Here is a 20,234-nt window from a genome sequence, read left to right as displayed (position 1 = left end):
TGTCGCCACGAACCACTACGTTACTCCCAGGATATCGTCATTTCGAACGTAGCTGAGAAATCTATCTCGGGATAGATCTCCCCATTCCACTGCTTTCCTTTCGATAGTTATCGGAACAAGGTGATGACTTTTTTTATAAAGTCTGTCAATAGTAGTGAATCGTAACTGATATTACCTCATACTCCATGCCCTCTGCTCCCTGCATCACACAATAAAAACTAAAAATGTTAGTATTTTGTTTAAAAATAGGTAAATTTAATCTGGTTTAAAAACTAAAAATATTAGTAATTTTGATTTCAATTATCCCTGATAGCAATGGAAAAAGAAAGGCAGATTATTCACATGGATCAAGATGCATTTTTTGTGTCGGTAGAAATTAGAAAAAATCCCAAACTCACAGGCAAACCCGTTATCATCGGCGGCGGTGGCGATAGGGGTGTGGTGGCTTCCTGTAGTTACGAAGCTCGAAAGTATGGTATTCACTCCGCTATGCCCGGGCGTACCGCAAAACTGCTCTGTCCGCAGGCCATATTTTTAAAGGGTAATATGGAAGAATATTCCAAGGCCTCGCACGAGATTACCGAAATTATTGCCGATAAAGTGCCTTTATTCGAAAAAGCCAGTATTGATGAGCATTATATCGATATGACGGGTATGGACCGTTTTTTCGGCTGCATGAAATTCGCTTCAGAACTTAGGCAAACGATTATCAGGGAGATGAATTTACCCATTTCCTTTGGTTTATCCATTAATAAAACCGTAGCCAAAATTGCCACTAACGAATCCAAACCCGGTGGCGAACTACAGGTTACTTACCCCGAGCTAAGGCCTTTTCTCGATCCATTGGCCATTCATAAAATTCCGGGTATTGGACATGCCACCTATAAAAAACTGAGCGAAATGGGCGTGCGCGAAATCCTCACCCTCACGCAAATTCCGCAACAGCTGATGTTTAAAATCTTAGGTCAGCACGGACTGAGCCTTTGGCAAAAAGCAAACGGAATCGATCTCGCACCCGTAGTACCGTACCGTGAAAGGAAATCAATCGGTACGCAGGCCACTTTCGAGAGCGATACCATGGACATGGCCAAATTAAAAGCCATCATTACCGGCATGGTTACCGGTTTAACCTTTCAGCTCCGCAACCAGAAAAAATTAACCGCCTGCATTACCGTAACCGTGCGTTACACCAATTTCGAAACCGTTACCCAGCAGGAACGCATTCCTTATACCTCGCTCGATTCGTTCCTGATCAGCAAGGCTCACAGCCTGTTCGAAAAAGTATATTCCAAGCGGATGCTGCTGCGCCTGGTAGGCGTAAAATTATCGCATCTGGTAAGTGGTTACGAACAAATCGGCCTGTATAACATCGCCGAAGAAGAATACAGCCTTTACCAGGCCATGGATAAGGTGCGGAATAATTTTGGTGCCGAAGCCGTGGTAAAGGCCTGTATTGTTACCCAGCCGCCCCGCGATGAAAAAGGTAAAGTAATTAAATACAATCCACGCAAGAAGAAAGTATTGATCGAAAATACCAGCAGCGAAGAAGAAGAAAAAGAGCCGGAAATCAGGAAACGTTCAAAAATCAGAAGTTTGATGAGCGAAAAAGGAACCATTGGAACTAAATCTTACGACTGATGTTTTTGAACGTGCATTCTTCTTACAGCCTGAAATATGGTACGCAAAGCATTAATCAGCTTATTGCAACTGCAAGGCATTTGGGTATACATCAAATGGTGCTTACTGATATCAATAACTCAACCGGGGCAGTAGAATTTATCCGCGAGTGTTACAAACAGGGCATTGCCAAAGAGGCCGACGAGATCCACAGGGGCAATATCCCGTATCAGATTAAACCTGTAGCAGGTATCGAATTCAGGATCAATAACAGGCTGCTGTATGTGGGTATTGCCAGAAACAGGGAAGGCATGCGTGAGCTGAATGAATTTTTAAGTCACCATAACATTTGTAATATTCCGCTGCCGGAGCTTCCGCCCGAAATGGAAAACGTGTATATTATTTATCCTTTTCACAAGTCTTTTAATCAGGTATTAAAACCAAATGAATATGTTGGTATCCGAGCTAAACAGCTTAATCTATTGTATAAACATCCGCTTTTAAAACAGAAAGAAAAGTTATTGGTATGGCATCCTGTTACCGTAAGTAATAAAATTACCTATCGGCTGCACGGATATTTGAGGGCAATAGAGCAGAATACCCTTTTAAGTAAAGTACCCGATGAATATAAATGTGAAGCCGATGAATTTCTCATCCCCGAAGAACAACTTACACAGCAGTTTGAACAGTATCCTTTTATTGTACAGAATACACAGAAACTATTAAATAGTTGCGATTTAAGCGTTTATTTCGAAGATGCGCCTGTACCTTCCTCAAAAAATAAGTTTTTTTATACCGGTGATTTTGAAGGTGACAAAAAGATGCTGCGAGAATTGTCCGAAAAAGGTTTGAGATACCGTTATGGTGAGAATAACGTGATTGCTATAGAACGTTTGGAAAAAGAATTACGGATCATCGAACTTAAAAACTTCTGTGCTTACTTCCTGATTACTTACGATATTGTACGTTATGCCATGGAAGATTGCGGTTTTTATCATGTAGGTCGTGGCTCGGGGGCTAATAGCATTGTAGCTTACTGTTTACGCATTACCGATGTAGATCCGATAGATCTCGACCTGTATTTTGAACGTTTTCTGCATGAAAAAAGAACCAGCCCGCCAGACTTTGATATTGATTTTTCATGGGACGAAAGAGAAACAATACAAAAGTATATTTTTGACCGTTATCCCAAATGGCATGTGGCTTTTTTGGGCACCATGAGCACCTTTAAAGACCGTGCAATTATCCGTGAGATTGGTAAGGTAATGGGCTTGCCCAAAGAAGAAATAGATAGTTTTACCGACCCCACCAAAGAACGCGAAAATTCGGAAAATGCCACTTACCAGAAATTATTGGCCGTATACCACTACATGAAGGGCATGCCCAATCAGCGCTCTATCCATGCCGGGGGGATTTTGATTTCGCAAGATCCGATTACCTATTATACCGCGTTGGATATGCCGCCAAAAGGTTTCCCAACCGTGCAATGGGATATGTACGAAGCCGAGGCTATTGGTTACGAGAAATTCGATATTTTAAGTCAGCGGGGCATTGGGCATATCCGCGAGGCCGTACAACTCATTAAAAAGAACAAGGGCAGGAATATCGATATCCACGATTTTAAAACCTTTAAAGCAGACCGGAAACTGAATGCTATCCTTAAAGAAGGTCAGCCCATCGGATGTTTTTACATCGAATCGCCAGCCATGCGGCAACTGCTCAAAAAACTAAAATGCGATAATTACCTTACCCTTGTGGCGGCCAGTTCTATTATCCGTCCAGGGGTGGCCAGTTCGGGCATGATGAAATCATATATCGAACGCTATCATGCACCCGATAAAGTGGTGTACCTCTGCGAGGTGATGAAAGAACGGCTGAGCGAAACCTATGGCGTAATGGTTTACCAGGAAGATGTAATTAAAGTTTGCCATTATTTTGCAGGGCTGGACCTGGCCGATGCCGATGTTCTTCGTAAGGCCATGAGTGGTAAATACCGCTCAAAACTCGCTTTTGAAGAGTTGGTGAACAAATTTAAAGTTTCAGCTAGGAATCAGGGACATTCCGAAGAACTGGTTAACGAAGTATGGCGGCAGATTTCGTCTTTTGCAGGTTACAGTTTCTCAAAGGCCCATTCTGCTTCTTTTGCTGTAGAAAGTTATCAGAGCCTCTACCTAAAAACCTATTACCCTAAGGAGTTTATGGTAGCCGTACTCAATAATTATGGTGGTTTTTATAGCCGGTGGGTTTATGTACACGAACTGCAGAAAACAGGGACAAGGGTACATCTGCCCTGTGTTAACCGTAGCGATGAGGTGGTGAATATTAACGGCGAAGATGCTTACCTGGGTTTTATTGGCATACAGGGACTCGAAGAAAAAAACATTAAAACCATTCCGCACGAACGCAGGGTAAATGGTCCTTATCTCGATCTCGAAGATTTTGTAAAACGTACCTGCATTTCCCTCGAACAGGCCATTATCCTGATCCGTTTAGGTGCACTACGTTTTACCGGAAAAGACCGTAAAACGCTGCTTTGGGATGTGCACAATTACCTTGGCTTTAAACAGAAACAGGTAAAACATGCCGAACTTTTTAAGTTAAGTTATAAAACCTATCAGCTCCCCGAACTCGCCGATTCTAAACTGGAAAATGCTTATACTGAATTAGAATTGCTGGGTTATCCGCTCAATTATAAAATGTTCGATTTTTTAAGAACAACGTATCGGGGGGATGTAATGACGGCCGATCTGCATAAATATTTAGGCAAAACCGTGAGGATGGTAGGCAACTATGTATGCGAAAAAACGGTGCACACCATTAAAAATACCAAAATGTGGTTCGGTACCTTTTTAGATGCCAACGGCGATTTCTTTGATACTACACATTTCCCGAACACCACACCGATGTATCCTTTTAAAGGAAAAGGCTGCTACCTCATTCTTGGTAAAGTGGTCGAAGATTTTGGATTTCAGAGCATCGAGGTATTAAAGTTCGCTAAACTGGATATCCAGATGAATCCTGTAGCAATTGATTAAAATAAACATATATGGATTTAAAATTAAAAAGAGCGTTGTATTCAATAGTTGTTTACCCTCAGAAAGAAGTAATTAATGACGTTAAAATTTTAAAAGATGTACTTGCAGCTAAAATAGTGAAGTATGCCAGTAGAAACTCAGAAGCACATATCACCATTATTGAGTTTTGGGCAGATCAATACGAACTAGAATTTTACAAAAAACGAATAGAGAAAATTTGTCGTTCACAAAGACCGCAAGAAGTAACTTTTGATTCTTTAAGTTTATCGAAATTTAGCCATGCTATTGTTTTACTTCCTGATGATTCATCGAAATACTACTTAAATGATCTTTTGAAAAATTTTCGTAATGGACTTAAAACTAATCATACTGTAAATGGGACTAGCGCGCATATATCAATAGGGCGTGAACTGAGTTTGGCTCAAATTGATAAGGCACAAAACCTATATGACAATATAAACCTAGAATTCAATTGTGATACCATAGCCATACGTGAATTTAACAAATCTAAAGGGCAATTTGACGTAATTTCGATGTTTAAATTATTAGGTGGCCCTTTAAGCCATCATCAATATTCTTTATTATAACTGGTTTATTCCAAATATGAGCCGATTAATTTCGCTAATCGGCTCATAAAATAGCTTTTTTTTGAGCCGATTAAGATTTTCTTTAAGATATCGTCATTGCGAGAAGGCTTTTTCAGCCGACGAAGCAATCTTACAACGGTCGCTACTAGCTCGAGGTTTAAGATTTCCGGTTGCACGGGAATGACGGGGAGACCGATAAATTCTCTCTAGTTACAGATCTCTCCACTCCACTGCGTTTCGGTCGAGATGACGTTTTGTTTTGTTACGGGAATTGTCAATCCTGAGCGTAACCTGTACCGATTTTTCATAGGTAGCGATGGGTCTTTTATAGCATGAGTATAATTTATATGTTCATCAAATGCCTTATATCATCATGAAAAACGTTTGCGCTCGTTTTTAACGAGTGCATCAATAGCCAAACGATTTAATCGTTTAGGTGTTAAAACATATTTTTTATCTTTAAACCATGATCCACTTTAAAGCAGAAATAGAGCGTTTCGAAACGATGGGCGAAAAAACCGGCTGGAGTTACGTATTTATCCCCGAGGCTTTAGCCAATAAAATTAAAGTCGGTTGTAAAAAGAGTTTCAGGGTAAAGGGAAAAATAGACGAGCTGGAAGTAGCTGGTTTGGCAACCATCCCGATGGGAGAGGGTGATTTTATTATTGCCTTAAAAGGCGAACTCCGTAAAAAACTAAGGAAAGAGGCAGGAGCTAGCGTAGAACTGTATTTAGAAGAAGATAAAGATTTTAAAATTGAAATGCCCGAAGACCTCGAAATCTGCCTTTCGGGAGAAGAACACCTGATACAGAATTTCTTAAAACAGCCCAAATCACATCAAAACTATTACATCAACTGGATTAATCAGGCCAAAACCGAACCCACCCGCACCAAAAGAATTGTAATGACAGTTAAAGCAATGGATAAAGGACAGGATTTTGGAGCAATGATAAGGGAATCACAAGGTAAGTCTTGAATTGAGTCTTTAGTCTCCAGTCCTTAGTCTTGAGTCTGGGAAATATCGGTTTGATGGTATGGTGGTTGATGGTTCATGGCCAGATAGCCTAAAATGGCCAAATATCATTATCGCAGACAGCTCTTAATGTCTTATAAGTCAGGTTTACCAGCTATAAGCCATCAACCATGAGCCATTAAACTATGAATGATACGCCTTAGACTTTGAACAAAAACAACTACTTCGGACTTCCGACTTCGGACTCCCGACTATAGTTCCTGAACCAACTCCAAACTTTCATCTGGATGACCCCTAAAAAGGCTTCCCTGAAAATACGGGTACTCATTTTAGAAGTTCCTTCAGTTCTGTCGGTAAAGATAATGGGTACTTCTACTACTTTAAAACCAAATTTAATTGCGGTGAATTTCATTTCGATCTGAAAGGCGTAACCTACAAACTTGATTTTGTTAAGCGGAATGGTTTCTAAAACGATTCTGCGGTAACATTTAAAACCTGCAGTAGCATCCTGGATATTGATCCTGGTAATAAAGCGTACATACATCGAAGCAAAGTACGACATTAAAACCCTGCCCATTGGCCAGTTTACCACGTTTACACCTTTTACATAACGTGAACCTATGGCTACATCGGCACCATTAACACAGGCTTCACGCAAACGTGCCAAATCATCAGGATTGTGTGAAAAATCGGCATCCATTTCAAAAATATAAGCATATTCCCTTTGCAGTGCCCAGTTAAAGCCATAAATATAAGCGGTACCCAAACCCTGTTTACCTGCACGTTCTTCGATAAACAAATGGCCATCGTATTCGCCCTGTAACGATTTTACGATTTCAGCCGTTCCATCCGGAGAACCATCGTCGATAATTAAGACATGAAAAGGCTGGGTTAAAGAAAAAACCTTTCTGATGATCTTTTCGATATTTTCCTTTTCGTTGTAAGTGGGTATAATGACTAAACTATCTGACACGTTTGTTATGGTTTTTTTATAATGTAAGCTTGAGGTATCAATATAATATACTATATTTTGCTTTCAAACTGCGAAAGTAAATATTTAATGTGAAACCATCATGAATTTTCATCAATTCCGGATGATTCGTCTCTGCATTCCGTAATCCTGAACTTGTTTCAGGATCTTTCCTGCTAAATAGACCCTGAAATAAATTCAGGGTGACGACTTTGGGATTTTGATCAAATATTTTCCCCCAGATCGGTGCAAAGGCTACCTTCAGGGGCATATCCATTGTTCCTAAACCCGATCGCTGTGTAAAGCCCGCAGACCGAAGCATGAGGGTGAGGACTTGCAATGAAGAGCGGGACTGTAGTTCTCCAAAAACTACTGTCCCCGCGTTTTCAAATACTAACGATTGGCAGTCGAAATGACGAATCTTTTATTATTTCCCGCTGATTTTTCAGATCACCGCAGAGGCTTTTCTCAGGGCAGAAAAACCTTGTTCCTAAACCCGACAGTAGCGGCAGCCCCCGATTGAAAAGAGGGGCTATAGCGAATGGCGGGGCAGGAGGCATCCAAGAAACACAGCCCGTTCATTTTCTAAACTTAAACAACTGTCAGTCTGAGCCTCTCGAAGACTTTTGTAACATGGAGAAATCTATCTAATTAGATTTCTCCACTCCCGAAGATTCGGGACAGGTTACGGTCGAAATGACGGACTGTTTTACCTCACCTCTTGCATCAGACGCTTAACCAGTTGCGAAAACAGAATGAGTGCCAAACCTGCAATTAAAGAGTACAAAGCCAGGGCTTTATAACCTTCGGTATAGGCCATTAATTTTGTGGTTAACGAGGCATTATCAATGCTCGACATCTCAGCACCGAGTTTACCTGCGGCCAACTGCCCGAATGCACTCGATAAAAACCAGAGTCCCATCATCATACCGAACATTTTCTTTGGCGAAAGTTTGGTAATAATCGACATCCCGATAGGGCCCAGGCAAAGTTCGCCCAGTGTTAACAATAAATAAGCAAAGGTAAATACGTTTAATGAGCTAATGCCCTGTGCATTGGCAAAGAACCTGGTGGCATAAAAGGCATAAAAACTCAACGCCAGTAAAAGGAAACCGATACCAAATTTTACCACAGTGTTTGGCTCAATTTTACGTTTATAAAGACCTAACCATAAAAGGCCTACAATAGGACTGAAAACAATTACGAAAAACGAATTGGCACTGTTGTTAACCACATTTGGATCGATATTAAAAAACAGGATTTTATGGTCGAGGTTATCTTTGGCAAATAAGGATAATGAACCACCACTTTGCTCTGATATAGCCATAAAAATAAAATAACAAAAGATGAATACGAAAGCGGCCAGGAGTTTATACTGTGCTTTCTTATCTTGTATGCTAAACGTTTCGTACAAAAAGTAAATCATGGCCACCACACCAATCGTATACATGAAATAATCGGTAAAAGCGGTGTTTTTTACCATGATGTAAATTAATGGAATACATATAATAGAACCCACATAAACGGCTATTTCGGATATTTTTTGCTTTGATTTTTTAAGGTGCAACAATGGTGAATTCCCAATAGGGCCTAAATGTTTTTTAGTGAAAACGAATGTACCTAGCCCGAACATCATAACCAGCGCTGCAGATAAGAAGCATAAGTGCCAGTTGTAGTATTTGCCCAGATAAATACACATGGCACCACCCAGCAAACCGCCTACGTTAATCCCGGCATAAAATAGTCCGTACCCGGCATCCCTTCTGTTATCTTTCTCGTGGTAAAGTTCGCCCACCATCGAAGATACATTGGGTTTAAAAAAACCGGTACCAATAATGGATAAAGTAATGCCTACATAAAACAGATCGTGTGGCGAAAAAGCCAGCACAAGGTTACCGATAATCATCAGTGAGCCACCCCAAAACAGCGATTTCCTGAAACCAAGCACCTTATCGGCAAAAATACCCCCGATAAAGGTAAATGCATACACAAAAGCCTGGATGGCGCCATACTGCAGGTTGGATTTCTGATCACTCAAGCCCAGCTGGTCTACCATAAAAAAAGCCAGTACACCACGCATGCCGTAAAAACAGAAACGTTCCCACATTTCTACCAGCGATAGATGCCAGAGCTGTTTAGGGTATTTTCCCTCAAAATTCTGTATCTGTTCTATTGAAACTGTTTTTTCCATTGAAATTGGTCTAAAAATTAAAAGCCCGATCGGAGCCGGGCTTTCTGTATTGTTGTGTTTTAAATTAGTCTAAAATATCCTGGTGCATCATTTTTTGCAGTTTTTTAGTAATTGCAAATAATATTAAAGATGCGATTCCGGCCATTACCACAAACATCATAAAAAACTCGTAAAGCGAATTGATCTGGATGCCTAAAATAGACTGATATTCGAACGGAATTTTTAAATCTTTCAATTTTGCCAGTTCTGCAGCACTTGGGGTAACCGTTTTAGATAAAATGGGTTGAAGGTTAATGCCTGCATCGGCAGCCTGTTTAATTTCTGCTGTTCCCGGAGGGTATAAACTACTTAAAATACCAGCAAATTTGTTAGCTGCGGCATTGGCTAAAAACCAAACGGCCATTAACAGTGAAGCAAATTTTAATGGAGCCAGTTTATTTACTAAAGATAAACCAATAGGAGAGAGGCAGAGCTCGCCGCAGGTGTGCAGGGCATACATACCGATTAACCACATCATGCTTACTTTGGTTGATGAGGCTACATCTTTTACGCCAAAAGCAATCCACAAATAGCCTAAAGCAAGTAAAAATAAACCCAATGCCATTTTAGTTGGCGATGCAGGTTCGTTTTTACCCAGTTTAATCCATAACCAGGCAAAAATCGGCGCGAATGATACAACGAATATCGAGTTTAACGAAGCGAAAATACTTGCCGGTACGGTGATAAAACCTAAATCTCTTTGTGTTTGTTCGGCAGCAAAGAAAGTTAAAGAAGCACCTGCCTGTTCAAAAGCACTCCAGAAAAAGATTACGAAAAAGGCAACGATAAAAATAACCCCGATGCGCTGTTTTTCTACAATGCTTAATGTTTTATTGGTGAAAATAATAAAGGCAATAAAAAGTACTGATGCCACCAGTAAATAAGTTAAAAAGCTGAATACTTTTGCATCGATGTAAAATAAACCAATCATTAAAGCGGAGAAAGCCGCAAGGCCGATTCCAATTACCAAAGGATTTAAAGCTGCTTTAGGTGTACCTTCGGGAATAAGTCCTAATTCTTTACCATCAGGTGCTACTACATACTTTTTCTGGAAAAAGATCTGTACCAGAACCCCTAAAAGCATGGCTACACCACCAGCAAAAAATGCCCATTTATAGTCCATCACGTTTCCGGTTTCACCCAAAAAGCCACATACAATAGGTCCTAAGGCACCACCCACGTTTATACCCATGTAAAAAATAGTATAAGCCGCATCACTTCTTTTATCGCCTTTAGGATATAACTGACCAACCAATGAAGAAATATTCGGTTTAAAAAAGCCATTTCCTGCAATCATAAAACCAAGACCGGTAAAAAATAAAAAAGTGGATAAAGATTGGTTGGTGTGGAACAATGAAGCACAGAAAAACAAAATAAACTCACCAAGAGCCATCATCAATCCACCGGTAATAATCGATTTTTTGTTTCCCCAGTAACGGTCGGCAATGTAACCCCCGATTAAAGGCGTTAAATACACCAGGCCGGTATAACTACCATAAAGGTTGGAGGCGAAAGCTTTATCAAATAACAGGGCTTTGGTCATAAAGAGCACAAGGATTGCCCGCATGCCGTAATAGTTGAAACGCTCCCACATTTCTGTGGCAAATAACACGTATAAACCCTTAGGATGGCCTTTAGATTGATTTGGTATTGATGTCATATTCAGTGTTTTAGTTTGTTTGTTGTGTTTGATAATATTTTATTTAATGCCGTATTCTTTCATGATGTTGTTCAGCCATTTCAGTAATACCAGGCCAATTACTGCCGAAGCCATTAGCAGCGAGAAGTTTACCCAAAAGAAATTGGCTTTGTCTTCGTAGGTATCCCACAAAGTAGCTAAAACGCCGGAAAGTTTGTTGCCGATAGAGGTAGAAACGAACCAACCACCCATCATTAAAGAAGTTATCCGTGCCGGACTCAGTTTTGAAACAAGCGATAAACCCATCGGACTTAAAAACAGCTCGCCAATGGTAATTACGCCATAAGTGCCCATCAGCCAGAGTACCGAAACTTTTTCCGTTCCATTTTTACCAATATAAACGGCGGTAATCATGACCAGAACAGAAATGGCCGAAATGAAAATCCCGAAAATAATTTTACTTGCTGTACTTGGTTCTTTTCCCCTGCTGCGCAGCCAGGTAAAAAAGGCTACCACCAGTGGTGTGAGGAGGATTACCCAGGCAGGGTTAATAGATTGACTTAAATTGGTTGCCCATAATTCTACATCGCCACCTTCCTTGGGGATTTCGGCTGCAGGTACGTTTTTAAAATAAACAGGGTAATTGAATTCTTTTTGTACTACACCATCTACTTTCTGTAACCTGAAAGCATGGTCGTATTTGGCTACGCTATCTTTTTTATAGATTAAATTCTGTGAGAGGCTTAAATTGGAAAAGGTGTTTTTTGCGGTAGTATTGGTGAGGCTTCTGTCGGTATAGCGATCAGCCCAGGTGGTTAAAGCGGTACCATTTTGTTTAAATACGGCCCAAAATAGGATCACGACTACAAAAATGGTTAATAAGGCTGCAATGGGCCGCTTTTCCTGTTTACTGGCTTTAAAAAATAATGTGCTGTAAAAATAGATAACCGGGAAACAGGCAAATATAAAGGCATCGGTACTGGTAGAACCTACTAAGGGATGACCAATGAGTTTGGTCGGCAAAATCCATCCGATAACCCCTGCAATAATAGAAGGTAACAGGATCAGCAGGCAGATTTTAATAAAAGGCATGTCGCCATCTGCCATACCCTTTTTAATATCGAAAGCCCGGTAATGTCTAAGTCCGGATATAAATACCACCACACCGATAAACATGCCTATGCCGGCAGCTAAAAACGCATATTCCCAGCCCAGCATAATATATAAGGCCGCGCCGAAAAAGTTGCAGATAAAGGCCCCCACATTAATGCCCATGTAAAAAATATTATAACCGTCGTCTTTTTTTGCCTGATATTCGGGTGTGGAGTAAATATTTCCCAGCAGGGTTGAAATATTGGGTTTAAAAAATCCATTGCCCAAAATAACCAGTGTCATGGCCAGATAAAGCATCGGCAAACTGTGTACGCCCATTAAACAATAGCCTACGCCCATCATAATACCGCCGATAACGATCGATTTGGCATAACCCAGGTATCTATCGGCAAGTAAGCCTCCTAAAAAGGGCGTTAGAAATACCAGAGCGATAAATGTTCCGTATAAATCGGCCGATTCTGCTTCTGTCATTGCAAAACCTGCTTTTACATCCTTTAAATAAAGGGTAAAAATGCCAATCATTAAATAGTAACCAAAACGTTCCCACATTTCTGATAAAAAAAGGAATTTTAAGCCTTTAGGGTGTTTAGTTTGGTTTGCTGCGGGCATTTATAATAAGTTTTTAAGGCGCAATATAGCGAGTGGAGGCCATTCTGGCAAATTTTTAAGCGCTATAGCTGGTAAATGATTTGTTAAGTTCTGTTAAAATCAGAACTTTCTGATGGGTTTTACATTTTTCTTAGGATCGGCATACAGCTCGTCGTTTGCATCCGGATCATTATTGAGGGTAATATCTTCCTGAAGTTTTAATTTCCCACCGATAACTTTAAAGCCATCAAAAGTACCGTCTGATCCAAAATATTCGAACTTGTCTTTTATCTCTGGATCGAAAGATGCCAAATGGTCGAACACAATTAAACCTGCTTTCTGATCTGTTTTTAAGGTCATGGCATTAGATTTGGCGTACTCGAAAATCATCCTGTTCTTTCCTTTCAGTTCTTTTCCTTCAAAAACCGGTGCCCCAAAAATAACATTGTCCTTATCAAACGAAAGGATCTCGATTACCTTCTTCGTGGTCATTTGTGTATTGCCTTTCCAGCCTAAAAGCACATAATAAGGCAAGCGGTTTCCACTGGTTATCGGCACAATTTCGTAATACCTGGCACCATACCATTTCTGATTATTGGTAAGGATATTAGGATCCCCAATGTTTTCGGTCTGATCAATCAGTGGATAAAGTTTCAACGGACCACTTTTGGTGTTCATCTGGATGGCACCATAATAACGGTAAGTGCCGTTTTCGAGCTGGACATACCAGCTTAAAATCCTGAAAGCCTGGTCGGGTGATTTAATGACCGATATGTTTTTAAGCGAATCGAACGGAAATGCATAAGAATTTGGTGTTTTTAAAGCTTCAACCAGGGTTTTTACAAATTTTCCATTTAGTTCGAGTTTTTGAACGTCGCTTGTCGCATTCACTACATTTACTGATATTCTGCTCAGCGTATCCTGAAAAACGGGTAACTTACCCGGGTTTTGCTGCGCTTTCAGGTTAAAGCTCAGCAAGCCGAGAACTAAAAAAATATTGAATTGGAAAAACTTCATGCTAACCGAAGATAAATAAAATCAGTTGATTATAGTTTTTCGATGACCAAAGCACTTGCACCGCCGCCGCCGTTGCAGATTCCGGCTACACCGATTTTGCCATCGTTTTGTGCCAGCACCGAAAGCAGGGTAACAACAATCCTTGCACCCGAAGCGCCAAGCGGGTGACCTAAAGAAACCGCACCGCCATTTACATTTACCTGTTTATCATTTAAGTTTAATAACTGGTTGTTTGCTAAAGAAACTACCGAAAAGGCCTCGTTGATCTCGAAAAAGTCAACATCATTAATGTCAATATTTGCTTTATGTAATGCCAATGGAATGGCTTTAGATGGGGCAGTGGTAAACCATTCGGGTGCCTGTTGAGCATCGGCATAACCCAAAATTTTCGCCAATGGTTTTATGCCCAGTTCTTTTGCCTTATCGGCACTCATTAAAACCAGGGCTGCAGCACCATCATTTAGGGTAGAAGCATTTGCCGCGGTTACAGTTCCGTCTTTTTTGAAAACAGGTTTTAACGAAGGTATTTTATCAAATTTAACCGCAGTTGGTTCGTCATCGGTATCTACCAGGGTGATTTCGCCTTTACGGTCTTTTACTTCTACAGCTACAATTTCGCCTGCAAATTTGCCCGTAGTTTGTGCTGATTGTGCTCTTTTGTACGATTCTATTGCGAAATTATCCTGTGCCTCACGACTGATGTTGCATTCGGTAGCGCAAAGTTCGGCTGCGGAGCCCATGTGGTAATCATTATATACATCCCAAAGGCCGTCTTTTACCAGTCCGTCGGTTAATTGTCCGTGACCTAAACGGTAACCATTTCTGGCTTTATCAAGGTAATAGGGGACATTGCTCATGCTTTCCATGCCACCGGCCACAATAATATCGTTGTCGCCATTGGCAATACTCTGGGCGGCAAGCATAATCGCTTTTGTGCCCGATGCACATACTTTATTTATGGTTGTTGCAGGTAAATCAGGTAATCCGGCGGCTTTTGCAGCCTGTGTAGCGGGTGCCTGACCTAAATTGGCTGATAAAACATTGCCCATGTACACTTCCTGGATCTGATCTGGCTTTAAGCCAGCTTTTTCTATAGCCGCCTTAAGTGCGAAGCCACCAAGCTGGGTAGCAGAAAATTGAGCCAACGAGCCTCCAAAACTGCCAATAGGGGTTCTTACAGCTGATACAATTACAACTTCTTTCATGTGCAAAATTTTTTATGAATTTTTGGTTAGGCCGCTAAGTTAATTAAACCGCTCATGTTTCCAAAACCTGCAGGCTTTAAATAACGTACTGCAAATGATTTTTGTACACCTATGAAGTTTTAAACCTCATAGGTTTTGTTAAAAGAACGCTTGCACTCGTTTCTAAACGAGTGCGCAAATAGCTATACGATTCTATCGTGGTAAACGATAAATTATTCAACGCTCGTTAGAAACGAGCGTTAGCGCGGTTTTGTTTAATAGAAAATATTTTTTGGAAATGGGTGGTTCGGTGTTTATGGCTGCTGATCGTCCTGCTATCCCTCCTGCCGATAAAAAAAAAATCGGCATCCGTTCTATCCCTTAGGTTTATTTAACAAAGGCAGGGGGCCTTGGGGGCGATTAAACCTCGCAGGTTTTTAAACGGCGAAGCTCTCAACGAGGCCTTTGAAAACAAATTATACCCACAAGTTAAACCTGCGAGGTTTAAAAAGTTTAATCCTGGCTGTAGGTTTTGCGTTAGGGATTGTAAGGGTTCAGTACCGAATCTTCATCGGTACCGGAGCGCAGCGCAGCCCTGCAAAGCCCGACCCTTTCCTGTGTTTTACGGGAAAGGGGAACGCCCAAATATTAACAAACTTCTGAAGTTTCCTGATGCCATGGGCCTTGAAAACTTTGGAAGTATTGCTGTTACTCCTCTTTCGCTTTACCTTTTTTTCTTGATTTTAGGGCCTGGGTAAGCAGGAATTCAATCTGCCCGTTGGTACTGCGAAACTCGTCTGCTGCCCAGGTTTCTACTTCTTTTAATAAAGCAGGACTAATTCTTAATACAAAAGCTTTTTTATCTTTCTCCGCCATTCTTATTGTATTGCTTGTATATTATACCTCGTTTTTAAATTAATGAGGAACATTTCGAGCTCTTCTATTTTATTTGAAGTAAACAAGAGTTTTCTGCCGTTTTTAAATTCCAGCTGCAAACCCCTGTTTTTATCATTTAAAATGAATGCTTTATCTCTGAATTTAAACCATAACCGCATCTTAATGCCATAGCCGCCATATTCAGAAAATGCATCGAATTTTCTGATGTAAGCTTTTTCGATGCTCATCCAATGGAAATGGCTCGGCTTGAAATGGAAGGGGAAATAGCGGTAAGATAAACCCTGCGCATTTATTTTTAAGGTCAACTTATTTTGCTGAACTATAAAAATGACTAAAAATGGCAGAAATACGGCCAATAATGGAGCAAAATACATTTTTTGCAACTCTGCCAGGCTTGGTCCGTTTTTCTGGAAGATCAATATCGCCAATGTCGGGAATATTGTTACCCCGGTTACGAGATATAACCACCAGATTTTTAAGCCCTGTTTCTCCTCAAATTCCATAACCTAGTTATATAAGGTACCGGTATTTACCACAGGCTGTACATGGCGATCGCCACAAAGTACCACCAATAGGTTGCTTACCATAGCTGCCTTACGTTCTTCATCCAGTTCTACAATGCCTTTTTGCGATAATTTTTCCAGGGCCATTTCTACCATACCAACGGCACCTTCTACTATTAGCTTACGGGCAGCAATAACGGCAGTTGCCTGCTGGCGCTGTAACATGGCGCTGGCAATTTCGGGTGCATAAGCTAAATGCGAAATCCTGGCTTCCAAAACTTCAATTCCTGCTCTTGATAAACGCTCGTTTAGTTCGTTTTCCAATAATTCGCTTACTTTTTCAGCCCCATCTTTTAAGGTAATGCTGGTTTCTTCACCCTCGGCATGATCGTAAGGAAAAATGTTGGCCAGATGCCTTACAGCGGCTTCGCTCTGGATATTTACATACTGCATGTAATTTTCTACCGAGAAAACTGCTTTGGCGGTTTCGTTAACTTTCCACACCACCACCGCTGCAATCTCAATCGGGTTACCCAGTTTATCGTTTACCTTTAATTGCTGTCCGTTTAAGTTGTTTGCTTTTAACGATACCCTTCTTTTAGCGGTTAAGGGGTTTACCCAGAAAAATCCATCGGCCTTAACTGTGCCCATGTACTTTCCAAATAAAGTTAATACCATTGATTGGTTAGGATTAATGATTAAAAAACCCGGGAATATTAAAAATATATCCACCGCAAGTAAAATTCCTCCCCATAAGAAAATTTCTGATACAAAACAGAAAATAGAAGCCGCCAATAAAACGATGCTTATGGCGAAAGTTAAATACCCAGATGGTGGGCTGATGATTTTTTCCTGATACATAATTGATATTAATTTGATATCATAAAGTAAAATATAAAATCTGATAATTGCAAACAAAATCGCTAAAATGTATATTAGATAAAAATGTTATTTTTGACAATACAATAATTACATCGTTTTGGCCAAAATCAAGAGAAATTCCCACAAAATCCTTTACCGTAAATATTCATCAAACCTGAAATATGTGATGATGGCGTTTACGGTTTTCATTATTACCCTATTCCTCCCCAAGCAACCGAGATTTAGATATGAGTTTGAAAAAAATGCGGTTTGGAAAAACAAGGATCTGATTTCGCCTTTTAGTTTTGCTATTTTAAAAACCAATCCACAGGTAAGTACCGATAAAAAGAATGCTTTAAAGGATATACTGCCGGTTTATCAGTTGGATAAGGGGATTACCGCTACGGCGCTTGAAGAATTTGGAAATGAATTTGACATTAAGTGGAAATCGAAACAGCTCGACGAAAAAGAAAAGAATGCTTATAAAGCCACTGCTTACCGCTTACTTCAGGGTATTTACCAAAAGGGGATTATCGGTTTAAACGTAAAACACCAGGCCGGTGGCAAAAATTATGATTTCTCGCTGCTCGAAAACAATGTAGCGCAGGAGAAAAACACGCAGGATGTATTTACTGCAGAAACGGCACTCAACTATTTTAAAGAAAATTTTAAGGCGCCCAACCCGGTAATGGGCGATTTGGTGGCCAATTTGGCCATTGATCATATTACGCCGAATATTGTATTTGATGAACGCCTAACGCAAACGATACAGGATAATACCATCAATAATATTTCGACCACTAAGGGGATGGTGCAGAAAGGAGAGCTGATTGTAGCCAAAAACGATGTGATTGATGAAGAAATTTACCAGAAACTCGAATCGTATAAGGCTACTTACGATGCACAAACCAAAACCATTGGCAGCAGGGCGCTGGTTTACCTCGGTCAGGTGGTGTTGGTGGGTTTTATCCTCACTATATTAATGTCGTTCCTTTTTCTTTTCAGGAAAGATATTTTTGCCGATAACCGCCAGCTATCTTTAATATTAATTGTAACCACGGGAATGTTGCTGGCCCTAACCTGGGCCATTAAAATGGAGATCCCAAGTTTGTATTACATTCCGTTTTGTGTGGTGCCAATTATCATCAGGATCTTATTCGATACGCGTTTGGCGCTTTACCTGCACATGCTGGTGATTTTGATTGCTGGTTTTTTTGTAGCGAACAGTTTCGAATTTGTTTTTTATCAGGTTACTGCCGGTATGGTGGCCATATTCAGCATCAAAAATTTTGTTAAACGCGAAAGGTTTTTGGTTTCGGCCTTATTTATATTGCTGGCTTACTTTGTTTCGTTTGTAGGGATTGCCCTTTTGCGCGAAGGATCTTTCCGGGAAATAGAATGGATTAATTTTATTCCTTTTGTTTTTAGTGTACTCTTATCGTTATTGGCTTATCCGCTGATTTATCTTTTCGAACGGATTTTTGGTATCACATCGGATGTAGCACTGATTGAATTAACCAATACTAATAATAAGTTGTTACGTGAGCTTGCCTTTAAAGCACCAGGAACGTTTCAGCATTCGTTACAGGTGGCTAACCTTGCGGAGGCAGCCATATTTAAAATTGGGGGTAATTCGGTGCTGGTAAGGGCAGGGGCTTTATACCACGATATCGGTAAGGTAGATAATCCGCAATATTTTATCGAGAACCAGAATACTGCCGTGAGTCCGCATGATAAACTGCCTTATGAGCAAAGTGCACAGATTATTATTCAGCACGTACATAAAGGAATTGAGATATTAAGAAAAAACCAGATTCCGGAAGCGATTATCGATTTCATCCGTACGCACCACGGAAATACCCGGGTTGATTATTTTTATCAGTCTTTTCTGAAAAATTCTCCAGAAAAATTTGTTGATGAAAACATTTTCCGCTACCCCGGACCGATACCTTTTAGCAAAGAAACGGGGGTGTTAATGTTGGCAGATTCTGTCGAAGCGGCCTCAAGAAGTCTGAAAAATCCCGATGCGCAGAACATAAATGACCTGGTTGAACGCATAATTAACTACAAATTGGAACAAAATCAGCTTGATGATTGCGATTTAACGTTAAAAGATATTGAAACTATCAAATTGATATTCAAGACGATGCTGATGAGCATCTATCATGTGCGCATAGATTATCAACAATTATCATAATTTTTTTTTGCAGAATAACTTGTTTTACTATATTTGCAGACCTCAAAACAACGCCGGTAGGGCGGAAAAAGGAGGATAAAGGTGAGGTGCCTGAGAGGCCGAAAGGAACAGTTTGCTAAACTGTCGTACTGGTAACGGTACCGCGGGTTCGAATCCCGCCCTCACCGCTGAAATAAAAAAAAAGTTGGTAAAAAAAATGGAAAACCCAATAAAATCCATATCTTTGCCATCCCTTAGAAATAAGGTTAAATAAAGATCGATACCAAAGTTCGGGATGTAGCGTAGCCCGGTATCGCGCCACATTTGGGATGTGGAGGTCGTAGGTTCGAATCCTGCCATCCCGACTAAAAGTTTATCCACTTTAAAAACAGGATACAGATAAAAAAGATCGATACCAAAGTTCGGGATGTAGCGTAGCCCGGTATCGCGCCACATTTGGGATGTGGAGGTCGTAGGTTCGAATCCTGCCATCCCGACTAAAAGTTTATCCACTTTAAAAACAGGATACAGATAAAAAAGATCGATACCAAAGTTCGGGATGTAGCGTAGCCCGGTATCGCGCCACATTTGGGATGTGGAGGTCGTAGGTTCGAATCCTGCCATCCCGACGAAACAAGGATGCAAAATCCGTCAAAAACCCTCTAAATCAATTGATTAGAGGGTTTTTTGTTTTTATCTCATATCAATCTGGTGCTAAGAAAATCAAAGTATTTAGCACCTATTTTAGCACTAAAATCTTATTTCTATCATTGTAAATTTTCCGAGTCGGATATTTTTTTCAATCACTAAAAATTATTTTGCACCAATTTGCTACCACTTGGCT

Annotated in this window: 15 protein-coding genes and 4 tRNA genes; 10 read left to right on the top strand and 9 right to left on the bottom strand. The window is 40.4% G+C overall.

The genetic code is table 11. The features are described 5' to 3' along the window. Positions 1–315: 315 nt before the first annotated feature. The 4 genes from dinB to DRW42_RS03700 all read left to right on the top strand — a co-directional run bounded on the left by dinB (position 316) and on the right by DRW42_RS03700 (position 6,215). Positions 316–1,638, top strand: coding sequence for a DNA polymerase IV (gene dinB / locus DRW42_RS03715; RefSeq protein WP_113947489.1), 1,323 nt, complete (start codon positions 316–318; stop codon positions 1,636–1,638). Continuing rightward, on the top strand, positions 1,638–4,652 hold the full coding sequence (gene dnaE / locus DRW42_RS03710; RefSeq protein WP_113947488.1) for a DNA polymerase III subunit alpha: 3,015 nt from the start codon (positions 1,638–1,640) through the stop codon (positions 4,650–4,652). The genes dinB and dnaE overlap by 1 nt, the downstream gene beginning before the upstream one ends. A gap of 11 nt (positions 4,653–4,663) precedes the next feature. Continuing rightward, positions 4,664–5,239, top strand: a complete 576-nt coding sequence (locus DRW42_RS03705) for a 2'-5' RNA ligase family protein (protein ID WP_113947487.1) — start codon at positions 4,664–4,666, stop codon at positions 5,237–5,239. A gap of 466 nt (positions 5,240–5,705) precedes the next feature. Continuing rightward, positions 5,706–6,215 carry a YdeI/OmpD-associated family protein gene (locus tag DRW42_RS03700; RefSeq protein ID WP_113947486.1) on the top strand — a complete coding sequence of 170 codons (510 nt, stop codon included), beginning with the start codon at positions 5,706–5,708 and terminating at the stop codon, positions 6,213–6,215. A 217-nt stretch (positions 6,216–6,432) separates the two neighbouring features. Here the strand turns inward: DRW42_RS03700 and DRW42_RS03695 are convergent, their stop codons facing one another. From DRW42_RS03695 to DRW42_RS03645, 9 genes are all read right to left on the bottom strand, one after another. Further along, positions 6,433–7,185 (bottom strand): polyprenol monophosphomannose synthase, encoded by a 753-nt coding sequence (locus tag DRW42_RS03695; protein WP_113947485.1) that lies wholly within the window; start codon positions 7,183–7,185, stop codon positions 6,433–6,435. 706 nt (positions 7,186–7,891) lie between these two features. Continuing rightward, on the bottom strand, positions 7,892–9,373 hold the full coding sequence (locus tag DRW42_RS03685; protein WP_113947483.1) for a peptide MFS transporter: 1,482 nt from the start codon (positions 9,371–9,373) through the stop codon (positions 7,892–7,894). A 64-nt stretch (positions 9,374–9,437) separates the two neighbouring features. Beyond that, positions 9,438–11,072 carry a peptide MFS transporter gene (locus DRW42_RS03680; protein WP_113947482.1) on the bottom strand — a complete coding sequence of 545 codons (1,635 nt, stop codon included), beginning with the start codon at positions 11,070–11,072 and terminating at the stop codon, positions 9,438–9,440. A gap of 39 nt (positions 11,073–11,111) precedes the next feature. Continuing rightward, complete coding sequence (locus tag DRW42_RS03675; protein ID WP_113947481.1) at positions 11,112–12,773, bottom strand: peptide MFS transporter; 1,662 nt, start codon at positions 12,771–12,773, stop codon at positions 11,112–11,114. A 99-nt stretch (positions 12,774–12,872) separates the two neighbouring features. After that, positions 12,873–13,769 carry a hypothetical protein gene (locus DRW42_RS03670; RefSeq protein ID WP_113947480.1) on the bottom strand — a complete coding sequence of 299 codons (897 nt, stop codon included), beginning with the start codon at positions 13,767–13,769 and terminating at the stop codon, positions 12,873–12,875. Positions 13,770–13,798: 29 nt separating this feature from the next. Continuing rightward, positions 13,799–14,974 (bottom strand): acetyl-CoA C-acyltransferase, encoded by a 1,176-nt coding sequence (locus DRW42_RS03665; RefSeq protein WP_113947479.1) that lies wholly within the window; start codon positions 14,972–14,974, stop codon positions 13,799–13,801. Positions 14,975–15,661: 687 nt separating this feature from the next. Further along, positions 15,662–15,829 carry a type II toxin-antitoxin system antitoxin gene (locus DRW42_RS03655; RefSeq protein WP_083488688.1) on the bottom strand — a complete coding sequence of 56 codons (168 nt, stop codon included), beginning with the start codon at positions 15,827–15,829 and terminating at the stop codon, positions 15,662–15,664. Positions 15,830–15,831: 2 nt separating this feature from the next. After that, positions 15,832–16,353, bottom strand: coding sequence for a hypothetical protein (locus DRW42_RS03650; protein WP_113947477.1), 522 nt, complete (start codon positions 16,351–16,353; stop codon positions 15,832–15,834). A gap of 3 nt (positions 16,354–16,356) precedes the next feature. Continuing rightward, positions 16,357–17,004, bottom strand: a complete 648-nt coding sequence (locus DRW42_RS03645; protein ID WP_244215177.1) for an SPFH domain-containing protein — start codon at positions 17,002–17,004, stop codon at positions 16,357–16,359. Between DRW42_RS03645 and DRW42_RS29180 the strand changes: the two genes are divergently transcribed. The 6 genes from DRW42_RS29180 to DRW42_RS03620 all read left to right on the top strand — a co-directional run bounded on the left by DRW42_RS29180 (position 17,003) and on the right by DRW42_RS03620 (position 20,019). Beyond that, positions 17,003–17,209 carry a hypothetical protein gene (locus DRW42_RS29180; RefSeq protein ID WP_244215176.1) on the top strand — a complete coding sequence of 69 codons (207 nt, stop codon included), beginning with the start codon at positions 17,003–17,005 and terminating at the stop codon, positions 17,207–17,209. The two genes, DRW42_RS03645 and DRW42_RS29180, sit on opposite strands and share 2 nt — an antisense overlap. A gap of 123 nt (positions 17,210–17,332) precedes the next feature. Continuing rightward, positions 17,333–19,411: an HD family phosphohydrolase gene (locus tag DRW42_RS03640; protein ID WP_425273469.1), complete on the top strand. Its 2,079-nt coding sequence runs from the start codon at positions 17,333–17,335 to the stop codon at positions 19,409–19,411. 80 nt (positions 19,412–19,491) lie between these two features. Then, positions 19,492–19,578: transfer RNA gene (locus DRW42_RS03635), tRNA-Ser, on the top strand. Between the two features lie 103 nt (positions 19,579–19,681). After that, positions 19,682–19,755, top strand: a tRNA-Pro gene (locus DRW42_RS03630). Positions 19,756–19,813: 58 nt separating this feature from the next. Then, a tRNA-Pro gene (locus DRW42_RS03625) sits at positions 19,814–19,887 on the top strand. 58 nt (positions 19,888–19,945) lie between these two features. Beyond that, positions 19,946–20,019, top strand: a tRNA-Pro gene (locus DRW42_RS03620). Positions 20,020–20,234: the final 215 nt, after the last annotated feature.

It is taken from the genome of Pedobacter miscanthi (assembly GCF_003315595.1).
GTDB lineage: Bacteria > Bacteroidota > Bacteroidia > Sphingobacteriales > Sphingobacteriaceae > Pedobacter > Pedobacter miscanthi.
The sequence above is the reverse complement of the archived record's forward strand: the minus strand, read 5'-3'. Positions and strand labels throughout refer to the sequence as shown.

Excerpts from the sequence above, each read along its gene's own strand:
- dinB (WP_113947489.1), top strand. The coding sequence starts at position 316 with ATGGAAAAAGAAAGGCAGATTATTCACATGGATCAAGATGCATTTTTT.
- dnaE (WP_113947488.1), top strand. The coding sequence starts at position 1,638 with ATGTTTTTGAACGTGCATTCTTCTTACAGCCTGAAATATGGTACGCAA.
- DRW42_RS03705 (WP_113947487.1), top strand. The coding sequence starts at position 4,664 with ATGGATTTAAAATTAAAAAGAGCGTTGTATTCAATAGTTGTTTACCCT.
- DRW42_RS03700 (WP_113947486.1), top strand. The coding sequence starts at position 5,706 with ATGATCCACTTTAAAGCAGAAATAGAGCGTTTCGAAACGATGGGCGAA.
- DRW42_RS03685 (WP_113947483.1), bottom strand. The coding sequence starts at position 9,373 with ATGGAAAAAACAGTTTCAATAGAACAGATACAGAATTTTGAGGGAAAA.
- DRW42_RS03680 (WP_113947482.1), bottom strand. The coding sequence starts at position 11,072 with ATGACATCAATACCAAATCAATCTAAAGGCCATCCTAAGGGTTTATAC.
- DRW42_RS03675 (WP_113947481.1), bottom strand. The coding sequence starts at position 12,773 with ATGCCCGCAGCAAACCAAACTAAACACCCTAAAGGCTTAAAATTCCTT.
- DRW42_RS03670 (WP_113947480.1), bottom strand. The coding sequence starts at position 13,769 with ATGAAGTTTTTCCAATTCAATATTTTTTTAGTTCTCGGCTTGCTGAGC.
- DRW42_RS03665 (WP_113947479.1), bottom strand. The coding sequence starts at position 14,974 with ATGAAAGAAGTTGTAATTGTATCAGCTGTAAGAACCCCTATTGGCAGT.
- DRW42_RS03655 (WP_083488688.1), bottom strand. The coding sequence starts at position 15,829 with ATGGCGGAGAAAGATAAAAAAGCTTTTGTATTAAGAATTAGTCCTGCT.
- DRW42_RS03650 (WP_113947477.1), bottom strand. The coding sequence starts at position 16,353 with ATGGAATTTGAGGAGAAACAGGGCTTAAAAATCTGGTGGTTATATCTC.
- DRW42_RS29180 (WP_244215176.1), top strand. The coding sequence starts at position 17,003 with ATGTACTTTCCAAATAAAGTTAATACCATTGATTGGTTAGGATTAATG.
- DRW42_RS03645 (WP_244215177.1), bottom strand. The coding sequence starts at position 17,004 with ATGGGCACAGTTAAGGCCGATGGATTTTTCTGGGTAAACCCCTTAACC.